The organism is Candidatus Pelagibacter communis (assembly GCF_001180225.1).
Taxonomy (GTDB): domain Bacteria; phylum Pseudomonadota; class Alphaproteobacteria; order Pelagibacterales; family Pelagibacteraceae; genus Pelagibacter; species Pelagibacter ubique_D.
On record NZ_CVST01000012.1, the window covers coordinates 139,149 to 157,078 of the forward strand.

The 17,930-nt window shown below is 29.6% G+C and carries 24 protein-coding genes and 1 tRNA gene; 14 read left to right on the top strand and 11 right to left on the bottom strand.

Annotated elements, in window-relative coordinates; translation table 11 throughout:
* From AMN99_RS01245 to AMN99_RS01255, 3 genes are read left to right on the top strand one after another with little or no spacing between them, the layout of a single operon-like run.
* On the top strand, positions 1–309 hold the full coding sequence (locus AMN99_RS01245) for a proton-translocating transhydrogenase family protein (protein WP_075506039.1): 309 nt from the start codon (positions 1–3) through the stop codon (positions 307–309).
* Entirely contained in the window at positions 309–1,703 is a 1,395-nt protein-coding gene (locus tag AMN99_RS01250; RefSeq protein ID WP_075506040.1) for an NAD(P)(+) transhydrogenase (Re/Si-specific) subunit beta, read from the top strand. The genes AMN99_RS01245 and AMN99_RS01250 overlap by 1 nt, the downstream gene beginning before the upstream one ends.
* Before the next feature lie 6 nt (positions 1,704–1,709).
* Positions 1,710–2,408 carry a transaldolase family protein gene (locus AMN99_RS01255; protein WP_075506041.1) on the top strand — a complete coding sequence of 233 codons (699 nt, stop codon included), beginning with the start codon at positions 1,710–1,712 and terminating at the stop codon, positions 2,406–2,408.
* A gap of 6 nt (positions 2,409–2,414) precedes the next feature.
* Here the strand turns inward: AMN99_RS01255 and AMN99_RS01260 are convergent.
* The 11 genes from AMN99_RS01260 to tkt form a co-directional block, all read right to left on the bottom strand.
* Positions 2,415–2,491 (bottom strand) — tRNA-Met (locus AMN99_RS01260).
* A 6-nt stretch (positions 2,492–2,497) separates the two neighbouring features.
* Entirely contained in the window at positions 2,498–2,692 is a 195-nt protein-coding gene (gene rpsU, locus AMN99_RS01265; RefSeq protein WP_075484443.1) for a 30S ribosomal protein S21, read from the bottom strand.
* Between the two features lie 63 nt (positions 2,693–2,755).
* Complete coding sequence (locus AMN99_RS01270; protein WP_075506042.1) at positions 2,756–3,337, bottom strand: cell cycle transcriptional regulator TrcR; 582 nt, start codon at positions 3,335–3,337, stop codon at positions 2,756–2,758.
* Positions 3,338–3,568 (bottom strand): 50S ribosomal protein L31, encoded by a 231-nt coding sequence (gene rpmE / locus AMN99_RS01275; RefSeq protein ID WP_075506043.1) that lies wholly within the window; start codon positions 3,566–3,568, stop codon positions 3,338–3,340.
* A gap of 35 nt (positions 3,569–3,603) precedes the next feature.
* Positions 3,604–4,344, bottom strand: coding sequence for an inositol monophosphatase family protein (locus tag AMN99_RS01280; RefSeq protein WP_075506044.1), 741 nt, complete (start codon positions 4,342–4,344; stop codon positions 3,604–3,606).
* Position 4,345: 1 nt separating this feature from the next.
* A complete protein-coding gene (efp, locus tag AMN99_RS01285; protein ID WP_075506045.1) occupies positions 4,346–4,906 on the bottom strand; it encodes an elongation factor P in 561 nt (186 codons plus the stop codon).
* Positions 4,903–5,517 (bottom strand): thiamine phosphate synthase, encoded by a 615-nt coding sequence (gene thiE, locus AMN99_RS01290; protein ID WP_075506046.1) that lies wholly within the window; start codon positions 5,515–5,517, stop codon positions 4,903–4,905. The genes efp and thiE overlap by 4 nt, the downstream gene beginning before the upstream one ends.
* Complete coding sequence (locus AMN99_RS01295) at positions 5,504–6,514, bottom strand: class I fructose-bisphosphate aldolase (protein WP_075506047.1); 1,011 nt, start codon at positions 6,512–6,514, stop codon at positions 5,504–5,506. The genes thiE and AMN99_RS01295 overlap by 14 nt, the downstream gene beginning before the upstream one ends.
* Position 6,515: 1 nt before the next feature.
* A complete protein-coding gene (locus AMN99_RS01300) occupies positions 6,516–7,691 on the bottom strand; it encodes a phosphoglycerate kinase (protein WP_075506048.1) in 1,176 nt (391 codons plus the stop codon).
* Positions 7,691–8,698: a type I glyceraldehyde-3-phosphate dehydrogenase gene (gene gap / locus AMN99_RS01305; RefSeq protein WP_075506049.1), complete on the bottom strand. Its 1,008-nt coding sequence runs from the start codon at positions 8,696–8,698 to the stop codon at positions 7,691–7,693. The genes AMN99_RS01300 and gap overlap by 1 nt, the downstream gene beginning before the upstream one ends.
* Positions 8,699–8,700: 2 nt before the next feature.
* Complete coding sequence (gene tkt, locus AMN99_RS01310) at positions 8,701–10,662, bottom strand: transketolase (protein ID WP_075506050.1); 1,962 nt, start codon at positions 10,660–10,662, stop codon at positions 8,701–8,703.
* A gap of 53 nt (positions 10,663–10,715) precedes the next feature.
* On the opposite strand from tkt, the gene AMN99_RS01315 reads away from it, so the two are divergent.
* From AMN99_RS01315 to AMN99_RS01365, 11 genes are all read left to right on the top strand, one after another.
* Positions 10,716–11,039, top strand: coding sequence for a 5-formyltetrahydrofolate cyclo-ligase (locus AMN99_RS01315; protein ID WP_075506051.1), 324 nt, complete (start codon positions 10,716–10,718; stop codon positions 11,037–11,039).
* Positions 11,027–11,473, top strand: coding sequence for a cell division protein ZapA (locus AMN99_RS01320; protein WP_075506052.1), 447 nt, complete (start codon positions 11,027–11,029; stop codon positions 11,471–11,473). The genes AMN99_RS01315 and AMN99_RS01320 overlap by 13 nt, the downstream gene beginning before the upstream one ends.
* Positions 11,474–11,477: 4 nt before the next feature.
* The gene (locus AMN99_RS01325; protein WP_075506053.1) at positions 11,478–12,023 is read left to right on the top strand and encodes a 5-formyltetrahydrofolate cyclo-ligase; all 546 of its coding nucleotides are present in this window, start codon (positions 11,478–11,480) and stop codon (positions 12,021–12,023) included.
* A complete protein-coding gene (locus tag AMN99_RS01330; protein ID WP_075506054.1) occupies positions 12,020–12,823 on the top strand; it encodes a TIGR00282 family metallophosphoesterase in 804 nt (267 codons plus the stop codon). The genes AMN99_RS01325 and AMN99_RS01330 overlap by 4 nt, the downstream gene beginning before the upstream one ends.
* A gap of 7 nt (positions 12,824–12,830) precedes the next feature.
* Positions 12,831–13,556 carry a YebC/PmpR family DNA-binding transcriptional regulator gene (locus AMN99_RS01335; protein ID WP_075506055.1) on the top strand — a complete coding sequence of 242 codons (726 nt, stop codon included), beginning with the start codon at positions 12,831–12,833 and terminating at the stop codon, positions 13,554–13,556.
* Positions 13,556–14,047, top strand: a complete 492-nt coding sequence (locus AMN99_RS01340; protein WP_075506056.1) for a RuvC family protein — start codon at positions 13,556–13,558, stop codon at positions 14,045–14,047. The genes AMN99_RS01335 and AMN99_RS01340 overlap by 1 nt, the downstream gene beginning before the upstream one ends.
* A gap of 53 nt (positions 14,048–14,100) precedes the next feature.
* Entirely contained in the window at positions 14,101–14,775 is a 675-nt protein-coding gene (gene tolQ / locus AMN99_RS01345) for a protein TolQ (protein ID WP_075506057.1), read from the top strand.
* Positions 14,776–15,192, top strand: a complete 417-nt coding sequence (gene tolR / locus AMN99_RS01350; RefSeq protein WP_075506058.1) for a protein TolR — start codon at positions 14,776–14,778, stop codon at positions 15,190–15,192.
* 5 nt (positions 15,193–15,197) lie between these two features.
* On the top strand, positions 15,198–16,061 hold the full coding sequence (locus tag AMN99_RS01355; RefSeq protein WP_075506059.1) for an energy transducer TonB: 864 nt from the start codon (positions 15,198–15,200) through the stop codon (positions 16,059–16,061).
* Between the two features lie 12 nt (positions 16,062–16,073).
* Positions 16,074–17,414: a Tol-Pal system beta propeller repeat protein TolB gene (gene tolB / locus AMN99_RS01360; protein ID WP_075506060.1), complete on the top strand. Its 1,341-nt coding sequence runs from the start codon at positions 16,074–16,076 to the stop codon at positions 17,412–17,414.
* Positions 17,415–17,520: 106 nt separating this feature from the next.
* Positions 17,521–17,930: OmpA family protein (locus AMN99_RS01365; RefSeq protein WP_179850421.1), on the top strand; the 410-nt coding region annotated here is incomplete at its 3' end.

The following is a 17,930-nucleotide window of genomic DNA, read 5'->3' on the forward strand; positions in this document are numbered from 1 at the left end:
ATGGAGATAGATCCCTTTATATTTAGATTAAGCATATTCATTTTATCAATATTTGTTGGTTACTATGTTGTGTGGAGTGTAACGCCTTCATTACACACTCCATTAATGTCAGTCACAAATGCAATCTCTTCAGTAATTATTGTAGGTGCAATAATTGCAGCTTTATCTGGAAGTGAAGGAAAAGTTTTTTCATCATCCAGTATATATGGATTTTTAGCAATTATTTTAGCAGCAGTTAATATCTTTGGTGGTTTTTTAGTTACTCAAAGGATGCTTGCTATGTATAAAAAAAAGAAAAAGGATAAATAATGTCTGCAAACTTATCTGCAATTTTATATTTGGTATCTGGGGTATTATTTATTTTAGCTTTGAGAGGTTTATCCTCACCTGAAACTTCGAGACAAGGTAATTTATTTGGAATAATCGGAATGGTTATTGCTGTAACAGTTACATTTCTGTCAGTTGGTAATTTTAGCTCTGGATTTATTTATGTTCTGATATTTTTAGCTATCGGTGGAAGCATTGGTGCATTTATAGCATACCGTATACCGATGACTGCAATGCCAGAATTAGTAGCTGGATTTCATAGTTTAGTTGGTTTAGCTGCGGTATTTGTTGCAATCTCTGCATTTATAAATCCAGCTGCATTCAATTTAGGTACACCAGGAAATATTAAGCTTGCAAGTTTAATAGAGATGGCAATTGGAGCAGCTGTTGGTGCAATTACTTTTTCTGGATCCGTTATAGCTTTTTTAAAATTACAAGGAATAATGTCAGGTGCGCCTATAACCTTTAAAGGTCAACACTTATTAAATGCATTATTATTAATATTAATTGTAATTTTAACAATTTATCTTTGCTCAACACAATCTACCAATTTATTTTGGTTATTAATAGCAGTATCTTTTTTAATTGGATTTTTAATCATTATTCCTATTGGTGGTGCAGACATGCCGGTTGTGATTTCGATGTTGAATTCTTACTCTGGTTGGGCTGCAGCGGGAATTGGATTTACTTTGGAAAATACAGCACTAATTATTACTGGTGCTTTAGTTGGATCATCAGGAGCAATACTTTCATATATAATGTGTAAGGGAATGAACAGATCATTCTTTAATGTAATATTAGGTGGTTTTGGTGCTACTGATCAAGCAACTGGAGGTCAAAGTAAAGAACAAAGACCAGTAAAAAGTGGTAATGCAGACGATGCAGCTTTTTTAATGAAAAATGCTTCATCAGTTATAATTGTTCCAGGATATGGAATGGCAGTTGCGCAAGCTCAACATGCCCTTCGAGAAATGGTCGACACACTAAAAAAGAACGACATAAAGGTATCTTATGCAATTCACCCTGTAGCAGGACGAATGCCTGGACACATGAATGTATTGTTGGCGGAAGCAAATGTACCATATGATGAAGTATTTGAATTAGAGGAGATTAATAACGATTTTGCAAATGCAGATGTTGCATTTGTAATTGGTGCAAATGATGTTACTAATCCTGTAGCAAAAACAGATCCACAAAGCCCAATTTATGGAATGCCAGTTCTAGATGTGGAAAAATGTAAATCAGTGTTATTTGTTAAAAGAAGTTTGTCTCCTGGGTATGCAGGAATTGATAATGATTTATTTTATAAAGAAAATACATTGATGTTATTTGCGGATGCAAAAAAAATGACTGAAGATATTACCAAGAATTTATAAGATTTAATGAATACAAAAATTTTTTGTGATATTGCAGATTTATCTTCAATTAAAAAATTTAATAAGAAACTGATTGTAAAAGGATTTACAACAAATCCAAGCCTAATGAGAAAAGCTGGAGCTAAAGATTACAAATCATACTCTAAACATATTCTAAAAGTTTGTAAAAACAAACCAATTTCATTTGAAGTATTTGCTGATGATCAAATATCTATGATTGAACAAGGAAAAGAAATAAATTCTTGGGGGAAAAATGTTTACGTCAAAGTTCCGGTAGTGAATTCGAAAAATAAATTTTCAGGCAAAGTTATTAAAGAGCTAAATAGTAATAATATTAAGTTGAATATAACTGCAGTATACACAGCCAAACAAACTTCAAAAATACTTAAAGTAATAAATAAGAAAACAAAAGTAATTATATCTATTTTTGCTGGAAGAGCAGGAGACACTGGCAAAGATCCAATTCCAGAATTTGTTAAAAGTATAAAATTAGCAAAGAAATTTAAAAATGTAGAAATCTTATGGGCTAGTGTGAGAGAACCATATAATTTTTTGCAAGCTAAACAAATAGGGTGTCATATAATCACTATCCCACCAACTTTAATTGAAAAAATTGAAAAGTTCGGTAAGTCTTTTAACCAGCTAACTGTTGAAACAGTCAAAGCATTTTTAATCGATAGCAAAAAATCTAATTTTACATTATAGATTAATTGGTTGCGGGGGACGGATTTGAACCGCCGACCTTCAGGTTATGAGCCTGACGAGCTACCAGACTGCTCCACCCCGCGATATATTCAAATTCTATTCTTGAGTTTATTTAACTTTTTAACTCTTTTAATGTTTTCTTGAAGAATTCTTTTTTTCTTTTCGGAAGGTTTTTCGTATGTATTTTTTAATTTAATAACTTTAAAAAAACCGTCTCTTTGCAGTTTTCTTTTTAAAACCCTTAATGCTTGTTCAACATTATTATCTTTAACTTCTATTTTAATAACTACCTCCAAAAAAGTGGTTTGTTATCACTTTTATTAATTTATGTCTATTAGTTTTGTTCATTATATACTTGTTTGACTAACTTTATTTTGTTTTTCTTTTTCCTTTTTCTCTCTCTTAATTCTTCTTTCAGCTTTTTCTATTGCATCCATTAGATCTTTTTGAGAAAATAAATTTAATGCTACTGGATCTTTAGGATTAAGATTATTGTAATTCCAGTAACTTTTATTTCTTATAGAAGTTACAGAATTTTTTGTAATTCCAACCAATTTAGCTATTTGTGAATCCTTTAAAATATTATGTTGTCTGATAAGCCACAAAGCAGAATCAGGTTTATCTTGTCTTTTTGAAAGAGGGATATACTTTTTTATTTTCTTTTCATCATTTGAAATCTCAATATCGCTACTCTTGATTTGTAGCGGTCTATTCTCATCTTCAGATGATAATTCTATTTCTTCTCTTGAAAGTTGTCCTGAAATAATTGGATTATAAGCTTTAATCCCTTTCGCAACTTCCCCATCTGCTATACCTTGTATTTCTACTTCGTGTAGTTTGCAGAAATCTGCAATCTGTTTAAATGTAAGAGTTGTGTTTTCTACTAACCAAACAGCAGTAGCCATTGGCATTAGAGGTGCATTTGACATTTAATTTTTCTTTTCTGATTTAAAGTTTTGAAATTTTTTATTAAATTTACTTATTCGACCTTTATCCATTAATTTCTGCTTTCCACCCGTCCACGCAGCGTGTGATTTTGGATCAATTTCAAGTTTAAGTAAATCACCTTCAGCACCCCAAGTTGATTTTGTTTCAAATTGTGTGCCATCAGTCATTTCTACTTTTATGGTATGATAGTTTGGATGAATATTTTTTTTCATGCGGAGACTTATAACAAAAGAAAATTTTAAAACAATTAAAAGTTAACTAATTTTTCAAGCATTTTACTATTAATTGCACTACTTGAAGCTCGGATATCAATATTCTTTATATCAAACTTGTTGATTTCGTTAATTATTCCACCAGCCTCTACAACCATCAAAGCACCAGCTGCAACATCCCAAATATTTATTTTATTATGAAAAAAACCATCAAGTCTTCCACAGGCCACATACGCGAGATCAAGTGCTGCACATCCACTACATCTCATATTTAGGTCACTAAATTTTGTACCTTCATGATTACTTGAAAATAAACAATCTTCGGTAGAATTTTTTTTTGACACTCTTAGTCTTTGATTATTTAGATATGCCCCCTTGTTTTTTTCAGAGAAAAACATTTCATCTTTTATTGGGTCAAAAATTAATCCACTTATAATTTCGTTATTAGAGATGTGAGCAATACAAATAGCAAAGTGTGGAATTCCATGAAGAAAATTAGTGGTTCCATCTATTGGATCTATAATCCAAAAATTTTCCTTGTCCTTGTTATTTATCTTGCCGGTTTCTTCTGTTATAAAGGAGTAATTTTTTTTTGATTTAGATAATTCTTCTATTAAAATTTTTTCTACATTTTTATCTGTTTTTGTAACAAAATCGTAAGGGCCCTTTTTAGAAACTTGTAATTTTTCCACTTCACCAAAATCTCTTATTACAGATTTAGATGCTTTTTCAGCAGCTTTTATCATTAAATTAAGATTTGAAGATATCGATATCATTTCAAATCTTTTTTACGTATTCTAAATTTCGAGTATCAACAATTACGTCGTCTCCTGCCTCTATAAACGGTGGAACTTGAATATTTAAACCATTATCTAAGGTTGCAGGTTTATAAGATGAGGATACAGTTTGACCTTTTAGTGCTGCATCAGTAGTTTCAATTTTACACTGTATCTGATTTGGTAATTCAACTGAAATTGGATTTTCATTATAAAAACTTACAGATACCTCAAGATTTTCAGTTAATAATTTACCTTGTTCTCCAATAATTTCTTTTTTAATTTCAATTTGTTCAAAAGTTTTGGGTTCCATAAAAAAATAATTAACATCATCTTCATACATATAATTATATTTATTCTCATCTAGTGATGCTTTTTCTACAGTTTCACTAGATCTAAATCTTTCATTTAGTTTGGTATTTTTACCAACACTTTTCATTTCAACCTGTGCAAACGCACCACCTTTTCCAGGTTTTACATGTTGTGTTTTTAAAACTTGCCAAAGATCATTTTTATATTCCAATAGCATTCCAACTCTAATTTCACTTGCATTTATTTTCATATTAAACTTTCTATAGCTTCTACAGGTTTGTATTTTTTATTGTTCCAAATATAGCCTGAGATAGCTAAAAAATTTACATTGTTCAATAAAAGTTTTTTATAGTTCTCATTTGTTATTCCACCAATAGCTACGATAGGAATATTTGTTAATTTCTTTACTTTATTCAAAGTTTCTATTTTAGCACTGTATTTAACTTTTTTTGTTTTTGTTGGAAAAAAAGCACCAAACGCAATGTAATTAGCTTTATTTTTAATTGCCTCTTTTGCAAGTTTAATTGAGTTATGACATGTTATACCAATAATTTTATTTCTAATTATTTTTTTGGCCTCTTTAATATTCATATCTTTTTGCCCCAAATGACATCCATCAGCGTTTAATTTTTTTGCAATAATTGGGTCATCATTAACAATAAATTTTACTCTATTATTTTTACATATTTGTCTAATTTTTTTTCCTATCAAAATTTTTTTCTTAAAAGAGTATTGTTTAAATCTCATTTGAAAAAAACTAATTTTATCTGATTTTAATACTTTGTTTAGATTTTGGTAAAAATCCTTCTTAATTTTATTTGGAGAGATAAGATAGATAAATTTTTTTTTATTTATTCTCAAGATCGCTTGACCATTTGCCTTGAGCAGCTAAAGTACACATTCTTGCTCTATGGTTAAATACATGCTGTGTTTCGGTGATTTTAGTTGTATCTTTAGACCAAAATTTAAGAGCACTTTGTTGTAAAGCTCTACCATATGAATAGGTCATTATAAAATTGGTACTATTGTTCATGTTAATTAAATTTAGATTTTCTGTTGCTTCTATTTCGGATTGACCTCCAGACAAGAAAGCTATCCCTGGGACCTCCGTTGGCACTGAATTTTTAAGACATTCAAGTGTTTTGTCTGAAACTTCTTCATTAGAGATTTTGTTTTTTGAATTACTGCCAGCTAAAATCATATTTGGCTTTAATATAATCCCTGACAAATCAGTTTTATTCAAAATTAATTCTTCAAAGCAATTTTTTATAACTTCTGAAGTTTTTTCCAAACACTCATCTGCTGAATGATCACCATCCATCAAAACCTCTGGTTCTACTATAGGAACCATCCCACATTCTTGAACTAAAGCGGCATATCTTGCAAGTGCATGAGCATTGGAATGAATTGCAAGTTTGCTAGGATAGTTATTGCTTATTGAATAAACACCTCTCCATTTTGTAAATCTTGCACCAAGCTCGTAGTATTTTTTTAATCTTTCTCTTAGCCCGTCTAACCCTTCTGTAATTTTTTCCTCTGGAGAGTTTGCTAAGTTTTTTGCACCCGTATCTACTTTAATTCCAGGTACTGCTCCACTAGCAGAGATTAATTCAGGAATTGATTTACCTAAACTTGAAATTTGGTTTATTGTTTCATCGTATAAGATCACACCACCGATACAATCTTTCATACTTTCTGAACTAAAAAGAGTTTCTCTAAAAGCTAGTCTGTTTTTTGGTGTAGATTCAACATTAACAGCCTCAAGTCTTTTCGTCATAGTTCCGTTACTTTCATCTGCCGCAAGTATTCCTTTGCCATTTGAAAGTATTTTAAGAGCTATTTTATTTAGTTCTGACATATCAATTTAAAGCGCTTATACCAGGAAGTTCTTTTCCTTCAAGATATTCCAAAAATGCTCCACCTGCGGTTGAAACAAAATTAAATTCTTTAGCAGCATTTAAAGAATTAATTAATGAAACGGTATCTCCACCACCTACAACAGAGTAAATTTTATTTTCTTTATTTCTTTCAATTATTTTTTTTGCAATTGCAGCACTTCCATTAGCAAAATTGGGATTTTCAAAATAACCAGCAGGACCGTTCCATAATATAGTTTTTGTATTATCTATAATGTTACATATACTTTCAACAGTTTTTGGACCTATATCCAAAATCATTTCATCTAATTTAATTTGATTTAATTCTTTAATTTCAGGTTGACCATTCAAATCATTTGCCACGATTACATCTTCTGGAAAAATTATATTACATTCTTTTTCTTTTGAATATGAGAGTATATCATTAACTATAGAATTAACATTTTCTTCCTTAAGAGATTTTCCTATATTGTGTCCATTGTGTTCAATTAAGTTATTCGCCATTGCACCCACAATTACTATGTTATCAAATTTTGGAATTAAATTTTTAATAATATTGATTTTAGTAGAAATTTTAGATCCTCCAATTATGCAAGTAACAGGTTTAATTATATTAGATGTAATTTTTTTTAATGCATCAATCTCTAAATCTAGTTGTAATCCTGAAAAAGAAGGTAAAAATTTTGAAATTTCACAAACAGATGTATGAGCTCTATGTGAGCATGAAAAAGCATCATTTACATAAATATCACCTAAGCTTGCTAAATGTTTTGCAAAATTAGTATCATTTTTTTCTTCATCTGGATAAAATCTTATATTTTCAATTAATAAAATTTTTTCATTAAAATTATCAAGCATATCTTTTTTTATTTCATAAATATTTTTTTCAATAAGTTTTATTTTTTCATTTAATTTTTTTTCTATATCTTTTTGAATTGGTTTTAACGAAAGATCTTTTATTATTTTTCCTTTAGGTCTACCGACATGAGATAAGATAATTATTTTTGAATTTTGCTTTAATAAAAATTTAATTGTTGGAAGAACTTTGTCAATTCTTGTAGTGTCAGTTATTTTACCATTCTCAAGAGGTACATTTAAATCCAATCTTAAAATAACTTTTTTACCTGCCAGGTCTGTTAATCTGGAAATACTTTGCATTAAGAATTTTGATGAATAAACTCTGCAATATCGCACATACGATTTGAAAAACCCCATTCATTATCATACCATGCTGAAATTTTACCCATATTGTCACCAACAACATTAGTAAGCGATCCGTCAACTATGGCAGATGCGGGGTTATGATTAAAATCAATTGATACTAACTTTTCATAAGTAATTTCAAGTACATTTTTTAGATTATTTTTAGATGCTAATTCAAAGGATTTATTTATATTTTCTTTGTCGATATTCTTTTTTGTAGTGAAAACTAATTCTACAAGTGAAACATTTGGGGTAGGTACTCTCATTGCAACTCCCTCTAATTTACCTTTCAAGCTAGGAATTATTTCACCAATTGCTTTTGATGCACCAGTAGATGTTGGTACAATTGATTGACTTGCTGATCTCGCTCTTCTTGGGTCTTTATGAGAATTATCTAGAATTCTCTGATCACTTGTAAACGCGTGAATGGTAGTCATAAATCCTTTTTCAATTTCAAAATTTTCATTTAGCGTATGTACAACTGGAGCCAAACAGTTTGTGGTGCATGATGCGGCTGAGATTATTTGATCATTACTGGTTATATCTTTTTCATTTACACCAAATACAATTGTTTTGTCTGCGTTTTTACATGGCGCAGATACTATTACTTTTTTTGCTCCATTTTTTATATGAGCTAAAAGTTTTTCTTTAGAATTAAATTTTCCTGTACATTCAAAAACATAATCAACATCAAATTTTTTCCAGTCTATATTTTCAATATTAGACTCCTGTGAAAATGTGATTTTTTCATTGTTTATTATTAAGTGACTTTCGTCAAAATCTAAATCAGCATTAAATTTACCATGAATTGAGTCATATTTTATCAGTGTACAAGTAGTCTCAGAATTTGATCTATTGTTTATGTGCTGTATTTTTATTTTTTTATCTTGGCTTTCTATTATTGATCGAACTACCATTCGACCAATTCTACCCATTCCATTAATTCCAACTTTAATTGTCATAATTAGTTTTTAATTAAATTTTTTGATTTGTTAGTTATATTTTCTTTTGTTAGCCCAAAATATTTATATATTTCTTTAAACGGTGCACTTTTACCAAATTCATTAATTCCAAAATTTTTTCCATTTTCTCCAACATACTTTTTCCAACAATCACTAGATCCAGCTTCTATAGAGATTTTATTTTTAGTTTCATTTAGTATTTTATTTTTATAAGTTTTACTTTGTTTATCAAAAAGCTCCATACAAGGTACTGAAATAACTTTAGAATAAATTTTATCTTTAGCAAGTTTATGACTCACTTCGATTGCAAGATTTACTTCAGAACCACTTGCCAAAATTGTTAATTTAATTTTCTTATTTGTTCTAAGCACTTCATAAGCACCAAGTGAGCATTTATTATTTGAGGAATATTTTTTTCTGATTGGATCTAAATTTTGTCTTGTTAGAGACAATACACTCGGAGTCTTTGTAGTTTTTAAAGCATGCTCCCAGCATTCAATTGTTTCAATTCTGTCTGCAGGTCTAAACACATTTAGATTTGGAATTGATCTTAAACCAGATAATTGTTCAATTGGTTGATGTGTTGGCCCATCTTCACCTAAGCCAATTGAATCATGTGTCATTACATAAATAACTCTTTGTTGCATTAGAGCTGATAATCTTATCGATGGTTTACAGTAATCAGAAAATATTAAAAAAGTACCACCATAAGGAATAAAATTACTGTGGAGTGAGATTCCATTCATTATCCCACTCATTGCGTGTTCCCTGACACCATAGTGAATATAATTTCCATTAAAATTTCCTGGTGTAATAATTTTATGTTTTTTTGTTTTTGTATTATTTGATCCAGCTAAATCTGCAGAGCCACCAATAAGATTATTATTTGAATTGGTTAATGCACTTAAAGTTAGCTCAGAACATTTTCTAGTTGCTAAGCTTTTAGATTCTTTAATTGCAAGTATTTTTTCTGAATTTAAAATATTTTTAAAGTTATTATTATTTTTGATTAGATTTAATTTTTTACTTTGTTTTTTTATTAATTTGTTCCATTTTTTTTCAATTAACTGACCCTTGCTTCCTATAGCTCTCCATTCTTTCAATAACTTATTTGGAACTTCAAAAGGTTTATATTCCCAGTTAAGTACTTTTCTTACTAATTTAATTTCATCTAATCCCAAAGGACTACCATGTGAAGACGACTTGCCAGATTTATTTGGAGATCCATATCCAATTTTTGTTTTACAAGAAATTACTGTTGGTTTTTTTGCATTTTGAACTCTTTTTAAAGCTCTATAAATTTGATTTTCATTGTGACCATCAACTAATATGTAATCCCATCCATAGCTTTCAAATCTTTTTTTGAAATTGTCTGATACAGCTAGACTTGTTGGACCATCTATTGAAATATTATTATTATCGAAAAGCATCACCAAATTTTTTAATTTTAAGTGGCCAGCTAAACTCATTGCTTCGTGACTAATGCCTTCCATCAAGCAACCGTCACCAGCTAGAACATAAGTTTTGTGATTAATTAAATTTTTACCTAATTTTTTTTTGAGGACTTCTTCAGCTATTGCGAATCCAACTGCATTTGCTATTCCCTGTCCAAGTGGACCAGTGGTTGTTTCAATTCCAGTTTTTGGATGATACTCTGGGTGACCTGCACAAATAGAGTTTAGTTGTCTAAACTTTTTAATAGAATTTAACGATATACTTTTATAACCAGTTAAGTACAACAAAGAATAAAGAAGCATTGAGCCATGCCCAGCTGATAAAACAAATCTATCTCTATTTATCCAATTTGGATTTTGTGGATTGAATTTTAAAAAATACCTAAAAAGTACTGTCGCAACGTCTGCCATACCCATTGGCATTCCTGGGTGGCCAGAATTAGCTTTTTGAACTGCATCTATAGATAAAAATCTAATACAATTTGCTAAATCGTTGTGTATTTTACTCAAAATTATCCTGACTAGACTAAGAAGATTCTATTTAATATTATAAGTATATATATATGAATTCTATAAACGAAAAAGAAAAAAAACTTAATCAAGCTTTAGAAGAATTAAAAAATTTAGATCTAACTAATCCAGATTTGAAAAATAATATTCAAAATCTTAATTTGCAAAAAAATCAATTAGAGATTGAAAAAAATGAGCTAGAAAAAAAATATAAAGAGCTATCAGATCAGAACGAAATTTTGTCAAAAAGATTAGATGAGTTCAGAAGTAAAGAAAAGGCGGAAGAAAGAAAACAAATAGAGTTTTCTGAGAAAATTGATGAATTAAATCAAGAAACAGATACTTTGTTGGAAGAGATTGATAAATGGCAAATGTAAGTATTAAATTTAATAACAAAGAGTTTTTACTATCTTGTGATGATGGGCAAGAGGAACATCTAGAAGAATTGTTAATACAAATAAACCAAAAATTTAATCATTTAAAAAATGATCTTGGCAATTTGGGAGAGAATAAACTTTTATTAATTACTGCAGTTAAAATAATGGATGAATACTACGAAACAAAAAAGAAAGTTGAACAAAAGAAACAAGAATTAAAAGATTTATCAAATAAATTTAAAGAATTAAAAACTCTAATTTATGAATATAAAGATAAAAAAGAGGAAGAAATAAAAGAGTTAAATTTAAATCATGACCAATTAAAAATCGAGATAGAAACTAATCAAAAAAAATATGAAGATTTAATTGAAACTGCTGCAGAGAAAATTTCAAGTTTTGTCGAAAAAGCAAAACAAGAAAATTTATCTCAATAAATTTGTGAATAAATCTAAATTAAGAGGAAAGATAAGATCACTTAGAAAAAAAAATTTTAAAGAAAATTTGAAAATCAATTCTTTAAAATTAATAAAATTTTTAAGAGATAATAAGCTTAAAATAAAAATTGTTGGAGGATATTATCCATGCAATCATGAAATAGATGATTTAGAAGTTTTAAATCTATTTAGTAAAAATAAAAAAATTACCTCATTACCGATCATCAAGAAAAATAACCAAATGGACTTTTATGAATGGTCTAAAGATAATCCGTTAAAGATAAATAAATACGGGATAATTGAACCATTATCTCAAAAGAAAGTTTATCCAGATATATTACTAGTTCCATTATTAGCTTTTGATAAGCAATTTAACCGTTTAGGTTATGGTGGTGGTTTTTATGATCGTTATATTGAAGAAATTGAAATTAAAAAAAAGGTCTTTAAAGTTGGATTTGCTTTTTCTTTCCAAGAATTGAAAGAGGTACCAGTTAACAATTATGATAAGAAGCTTGATTTAATAATTACTGAAAGAGGTTTGATATTTTGAGAATTTTATTTTTAGGCGATGTTGTTGGTATTTCGGGGTGCTCTAAACTTACGAGCAGCTTACTTAGTGAAGTTAAATTAAAAAAAATTGATTTTGTTATTGCCAATGGTGAAAATGCTGCAGCCCAAGGGGTGGGTTTGACAGAAGAAATTTGCAAAGATTTTTATAACTGTGGTGTTAACGTAATTACAACAGGCAATCATGTTTGGGATCAAAAAGAAATCATGAAGTACATAGAAAAAGAAGAGAGATTGTTACGTCCTAAAAATCTTTTTGAGCCTGCACCTGGTCGAGGTTTTCAAATTTTCAAAACAGATAAAAATATAAGAGTTGGGGTGCTTAACCTCATGGGAAATGTTTTTATGAAAAAGTGTGAAGATGTTTTTGAAACTTCAAAAAAATTTTTAAGTGAATATAAATTAAAAGATGATTACGATTTATTAGTGGTTGATTTTCATGGTGAAATTACCAGTGAGAAAAATGCTATAGGTCACTTTTTTGATGGTCATGCAACGTTAGTTGTTGGAACTCACACTCATATTCCAACTAACGATGCAAGAATACTAAACAATGGTACTGGATACCAAACAGACGCTGGTATGTGTGGAGATTACGACTCTGTAATTGGAATGGATAAAGAGAATTCATTAAACAGATTTTTAAAAAAAGACTCGGTCAAACATTTTCCTGCAGTTGGGGAAGGGACTTTATCTGGTGTTATTGTTGATTGTGATATAAATACTGGTTTAGCTAAAAACATTAATAGTTATATATTTGGAGATAAACTAAAAAATATTTAATTTATATATGGCAGGTCATTCTCATTGGGCAGGTATTAAACATAAAAAAGGAAAAGCTGATAAGCAACGTTCAAAAATTTTCTCGAAGTTATCTAAAGAAATCACAGTAGCTGCAAAGCTCGGAGACAAAGATCCTGCAATGAATCCAAGATTAAGATCAGCAGTACAGGCTGCTAGATCAGCAAATATGCCAAAAGATAATATTGAAAGAGCTATAGATAAATCTTCAGCTGCATCTGGTGCAAATTTTGAAAATTTGAGATATGAGGGATTTGGTCCAAAGAAAATTGCTGTAATTGTAGAAACTTTAACTGATAATAAAAATAGAACAGCTTCCAATGTGAGAACAATTTTTCAGAAATCTGGTGGAAGTCTAGGTACGCAAGGATCGGCATCTCATAACTTTAAACAACTTGGGATAATAAAGATTGATAAAAATGAAATATCAGATGATAAAATTTTTGAGTTGGCAATAGAAGCCGGTGCAGAGGAATGCATCTCTCACGAAGAATTTCATGAAGTTCAATGTGTTTCAAATGAAATATATAATGTTAAAAAAAATTTAGAAAATACAATAGCGAACTTTATTTCAACAGAAATTGAGTGGGTGCCTATAAATAGTGTTAATATTCAAAATGATGAGAAAGAAAGTGTGATTGAGTTTTTAGAAAATCTTGAAGATGATGATGATGTTCAGAACGTTTTTTCAAACGTAAATTTAGGAAATATTTAATGTTAATAATCGGAATTGATCCAGGTATATCAGGATCTATTTGTTTTTTAGAAGATGGAATAATCAAAGATGTGATTGAAATGCCAACAATGATCGAAGGAAAAAAAAATAAAAAACAAGTAAATGGATCTCAGATATTTAATGAAATTTCTTCAAGAATAAAAACATATGAAAAAAAAAATATTAAAGTTGTTGTAGAACAAGTTTCAGCCATGCCAGGTCAAGGTGTAACTAGTATGTTTAATTTTGGTCAATCTTTTGGAATTTTAAAAGGTATTTGCAGTGCAATGCAATTACCAATTTATTTTGTAAGACCTGCAAAATGGAAAAAATATTTTAATTTAATTAATTCAGAAAAGGATGCTAGTAGGACAAGAGCTATTGAAATATTTCCTTATTTTTCGTCAAATTTATCTAAAAAAAAAGACTCCAATAAAGCTGATGCAATTCTGATAGCTAGTTATTTTCATGAAACATACAAAAATGACTAATCTTTAAAATTATATAGTCAAATTCATGACACAATTAAGTGTGAAGAGTGATTATGGAAGCAGACATAGCCGCAAATGCATTAGACTTAGGAACAAATACAGATTTTTCACTTCTAAGTTTATTTTTAAAAGCAGACATAATTGTTAAAGCAGTAATGATTAGCTTAATACTTTGCTCGGTATACTCATGGGCGGTGATTATAGAAAAATATAGACTTTTTAAAAAAATAAATAAATCTTCAGAAGAATTTGAAGAAAAATTTTGGAACTCTAAATCTGCTGAAAATTTTTATAACAGTTTACCAAATAATTTAGAAGACCCAATGTCTTTGGTATTCCAAAATGCTATGGAAAACTTACTTAAGAAAAAATCAAAAACAAATATAAGTGAAAGAATGACTGCGTTCCTTGAGGGAGGAATAGAAAAGGAAATGTCAAAAATTGAAAAGGGATTTACATTTTTAGCAACCGTAGGTTCAACTGCTCCATTTATTGGATTATTTGGGACTGTTTGGGGTATAATGAATTCTTTTCAATCAATTGCAATTTCAAGAAATACTAGTCTTGCAATAGTTGCACCTGGTATTGCAGAAGCATTATTCGCAACTGCATTAGGACTGTTAGCTGCGATACCTGCTGTAGTTGCTTACAATAAATTTAATACAGACGCAAAAAAATATTCAGAAAAATTAGAGAATTTTTCAAAAAGATTTTTAACAATAATTTAAATGGCTTTTAAATTAAATCGCTCATCAAAAGAACCAATGAGTGAGATTAACGTAACACCTTTTGTTGATGTGATGTTGGTTCTATTAATTATATTCATGGTCACTGCACCGCTTTTAACAGTAGGTGTTCAGGTTGATCTACCTGAGAGTTCAGCAGATTCTTTGCCTGAGGAAACAGAACCTTTAACACTTTCTATTAATGCGAAAGGTGAAATTTTTATTCAAGAATCAAAAGTAGAGTATGACAATATAATTGCTAAAGTTTTAGCTGTTTCAAAAAATAGAACTGACACAAGAATTTATGTAAGAGGTGATAAAACAATAAACTATGGAAGAGTTTTAGAGATAATGGGTTTATTATCTGGATCTGGTTTTACAAAGGTTGCGCTAATCTCTGAGCCCCTTAAACAAAGGTAGTTACAGTGAAGAGTAGTAGTATCGCTATATCCTCAGCTTTACATATATCATTAGTTGTTCTTACAGCTTTAAGTTTGCCTTTTCTCTCAAAAAAACCCATTGATATTCCACCCATAGTCTCTGTTGAATTAATTCAAATAACAGAAGAAACAAATATTCCTTTTGCGCCTAAAGCAAAAAAAATTATTGAAAAAGTAAAAGAAAAAGAAAAAAAACTGGTTTCAGAACAAGCTCCACCTAAAAAAGTAAAAAAAACCAAAACTAAGACTGTTGTCTCAGAGAAAAAAAACAAAACGATAGAAAAACAAAATCCTGAAGCTGTCCCTTTGCCGGATAAAGAGGTAAAAAAATTAAAGACCAAAGAGGAAAAAAAACAAAATCCAGAAAAAGTGGATAATGAAGTAAAGCAAGTATCTGAGTTTGAAAAAAAAGATTTATTTGATCCAAACAATATTGCAGCATTAATAGATAAATCAAAAGAAGAAACAGCAGAAAAAGTGAAAACCAATAATGATGTTACTCAAGATCAAGTGAGAAACATTGAAAACTCTAAACTAACTTTAAGTGAGGAAGATGCTTTAAAGGCCCAAATATTTGGTTGTTGGAGCATACCTTTAGGTTTGCCTTATGATGAAAATTTACTAGTTAGAATAAAGTTAAAGCTTAAACCAGATGGTTCAGTCACCAAAACTGAGATTTTAGATCATGCTAGAATGAATAAACCTGGACAAGGTTTTTATAAAGTCTTAGCAGAAAGTGCCTTAAGAGCAGTAAGATTATGTCAACCTTTGAGAGTTCCAGCTTCTGGTTACGAGAGATGGAAAGAATTACAATTAAATTTTGATGCAAGAGAGATGTTAGGAGGTTAGTATAAAGAATTTATGATTAAAAAATTTATAATTTTCATTTTTGTTTTTTTTCCATTAAAAGCTTTAGCGTTAATTGAAGTTGATATTACAAGGGGAAATTTAAACCCTCTTCCACTTGCAGTCTCACCATTATCAATAGATGAAACGTCTAGAAAAAATTTTGAGCAAATTTTAGATAAAGAGAACATTGGATCTGAAATATCATTAATTGTTGAAAATAATTTAAGAACTTCAGGTTTATTTAATCCTTTGGATAAAAAAGCATTTTTACAAGCTCCAGATATAGCAAATTTAAAACCAAGATTTGAGGATTGGAATTTAATTAAAGCTCAAGCTCTTATCACCGGTAAAGTAAATTTTATTAATGATAAATTAAGAGTTGAGTTTAGACTTTGGGATGTGCTTGCTGCAAAAGAGATGATGGCTTTAGCATTTACAACTGTACCAACAAATTGGAGAAGAGTTGGGCACATAATATCAGATAAAGTATATGAGAGGTTAACAGGAGAAAAAGGGTATTTTGATACAAGAATAATTTATGTAGCTGAAGAAGGACCAAAAACACAAAGAATAAAAAAATTAGCTATCATGGATCAAGATGGTGCAAATAACAAATTTCTAACTTTAGGAAATGAGCTTGTACTTACTCCAAGATTTAACCCTGCTAGCCAAATGGTTACTTATCTATCTTATTTTAAAAATATGCCACGTGTTTATCTTTTAGATATTGAAACCGGAACACAGGAAGTAGTTGGAGATTTTCCTGGAATGACATTTGCTCCTAGATTTTCACCTGATGGTAAAAAAATAATCATGAGTTTCGCAAAAGATGGAAAATCAGATATTTATACAATGAATTTAGAAACTCGATTAGTAGAGAGAATAACAAATCATCCTTCAATTGATACATCACCTTCTTATTCTCCAGATGGAAAATATATAACTTTTAACTCTGACAGAAGTGGTTACCAACAAATTTATGTCATGAAAAATGATGGAAGTGACGTGAAAAGAATTTCTTTTGGTAATGGTTTGTACGGAACACCAGTTTGGTCTCCTAGAGGTGATTTAATTGCATTTACAAAATTACATAAAGGAAAATTTTATATTGGAGTGATGAGAACGGATGGAACTGGTGAAAGATTGTTAACAGAAAACTATTATCAAGAGGCCCCATCTTGGTCACCCAATGGAAGAGTTTTGATATTTTATAGAGAAACAAAAACTAATTCTAAAGGCGAAGGTTTTTCTGCTAAATTATGGTCTATTGATTTAACTGGTTATAATGAAAGATTGATAACAACTGAGACTGACGCATCTGACCCATCTTGGTCGTCTTTATTAAGTAATTAATATCATTTTATCTTTAAATAGGATGAAATTTCTTGATTTTTTGGGTTGAAACATCTAATTAGTTGTGAAAAAAATAGTATTTGAAAAAGCAGCAAGGAGCAAATTAATGAGATTAAACAAAATTTTAAAAAACACGTTATTAGTTATTTCAGCTGGAATAATCTTAACAGCGTGTGCAACAAAAAAAGAGGTAGCTGTAGAGGCGCCAAAAGAAGAAACTAAAGAAGTAACTAAAATTGAAAAAATTGCAGGTCAAATGCAAGGAGACGTTTACGTTGGAACAGATAGCGTAAAATATTTAGCAGATGGTGTTGCTGATAGAGTGTTCTTTGCAACTAACGAATCTATATTAACTACAGCTTCAAGAGAAACTTTAAGAGCTCAAGCTGCTTGGTTAAGAGAAAATTCTAACATCACTGTAGTTTTAGAAGGTCATGCAGATGAAAGAGGAACAAGAGAGAGAAAAAGGAAAAAGAAAAACAAAATAAAGTTAGTCAAACAAGTATATAATGAACA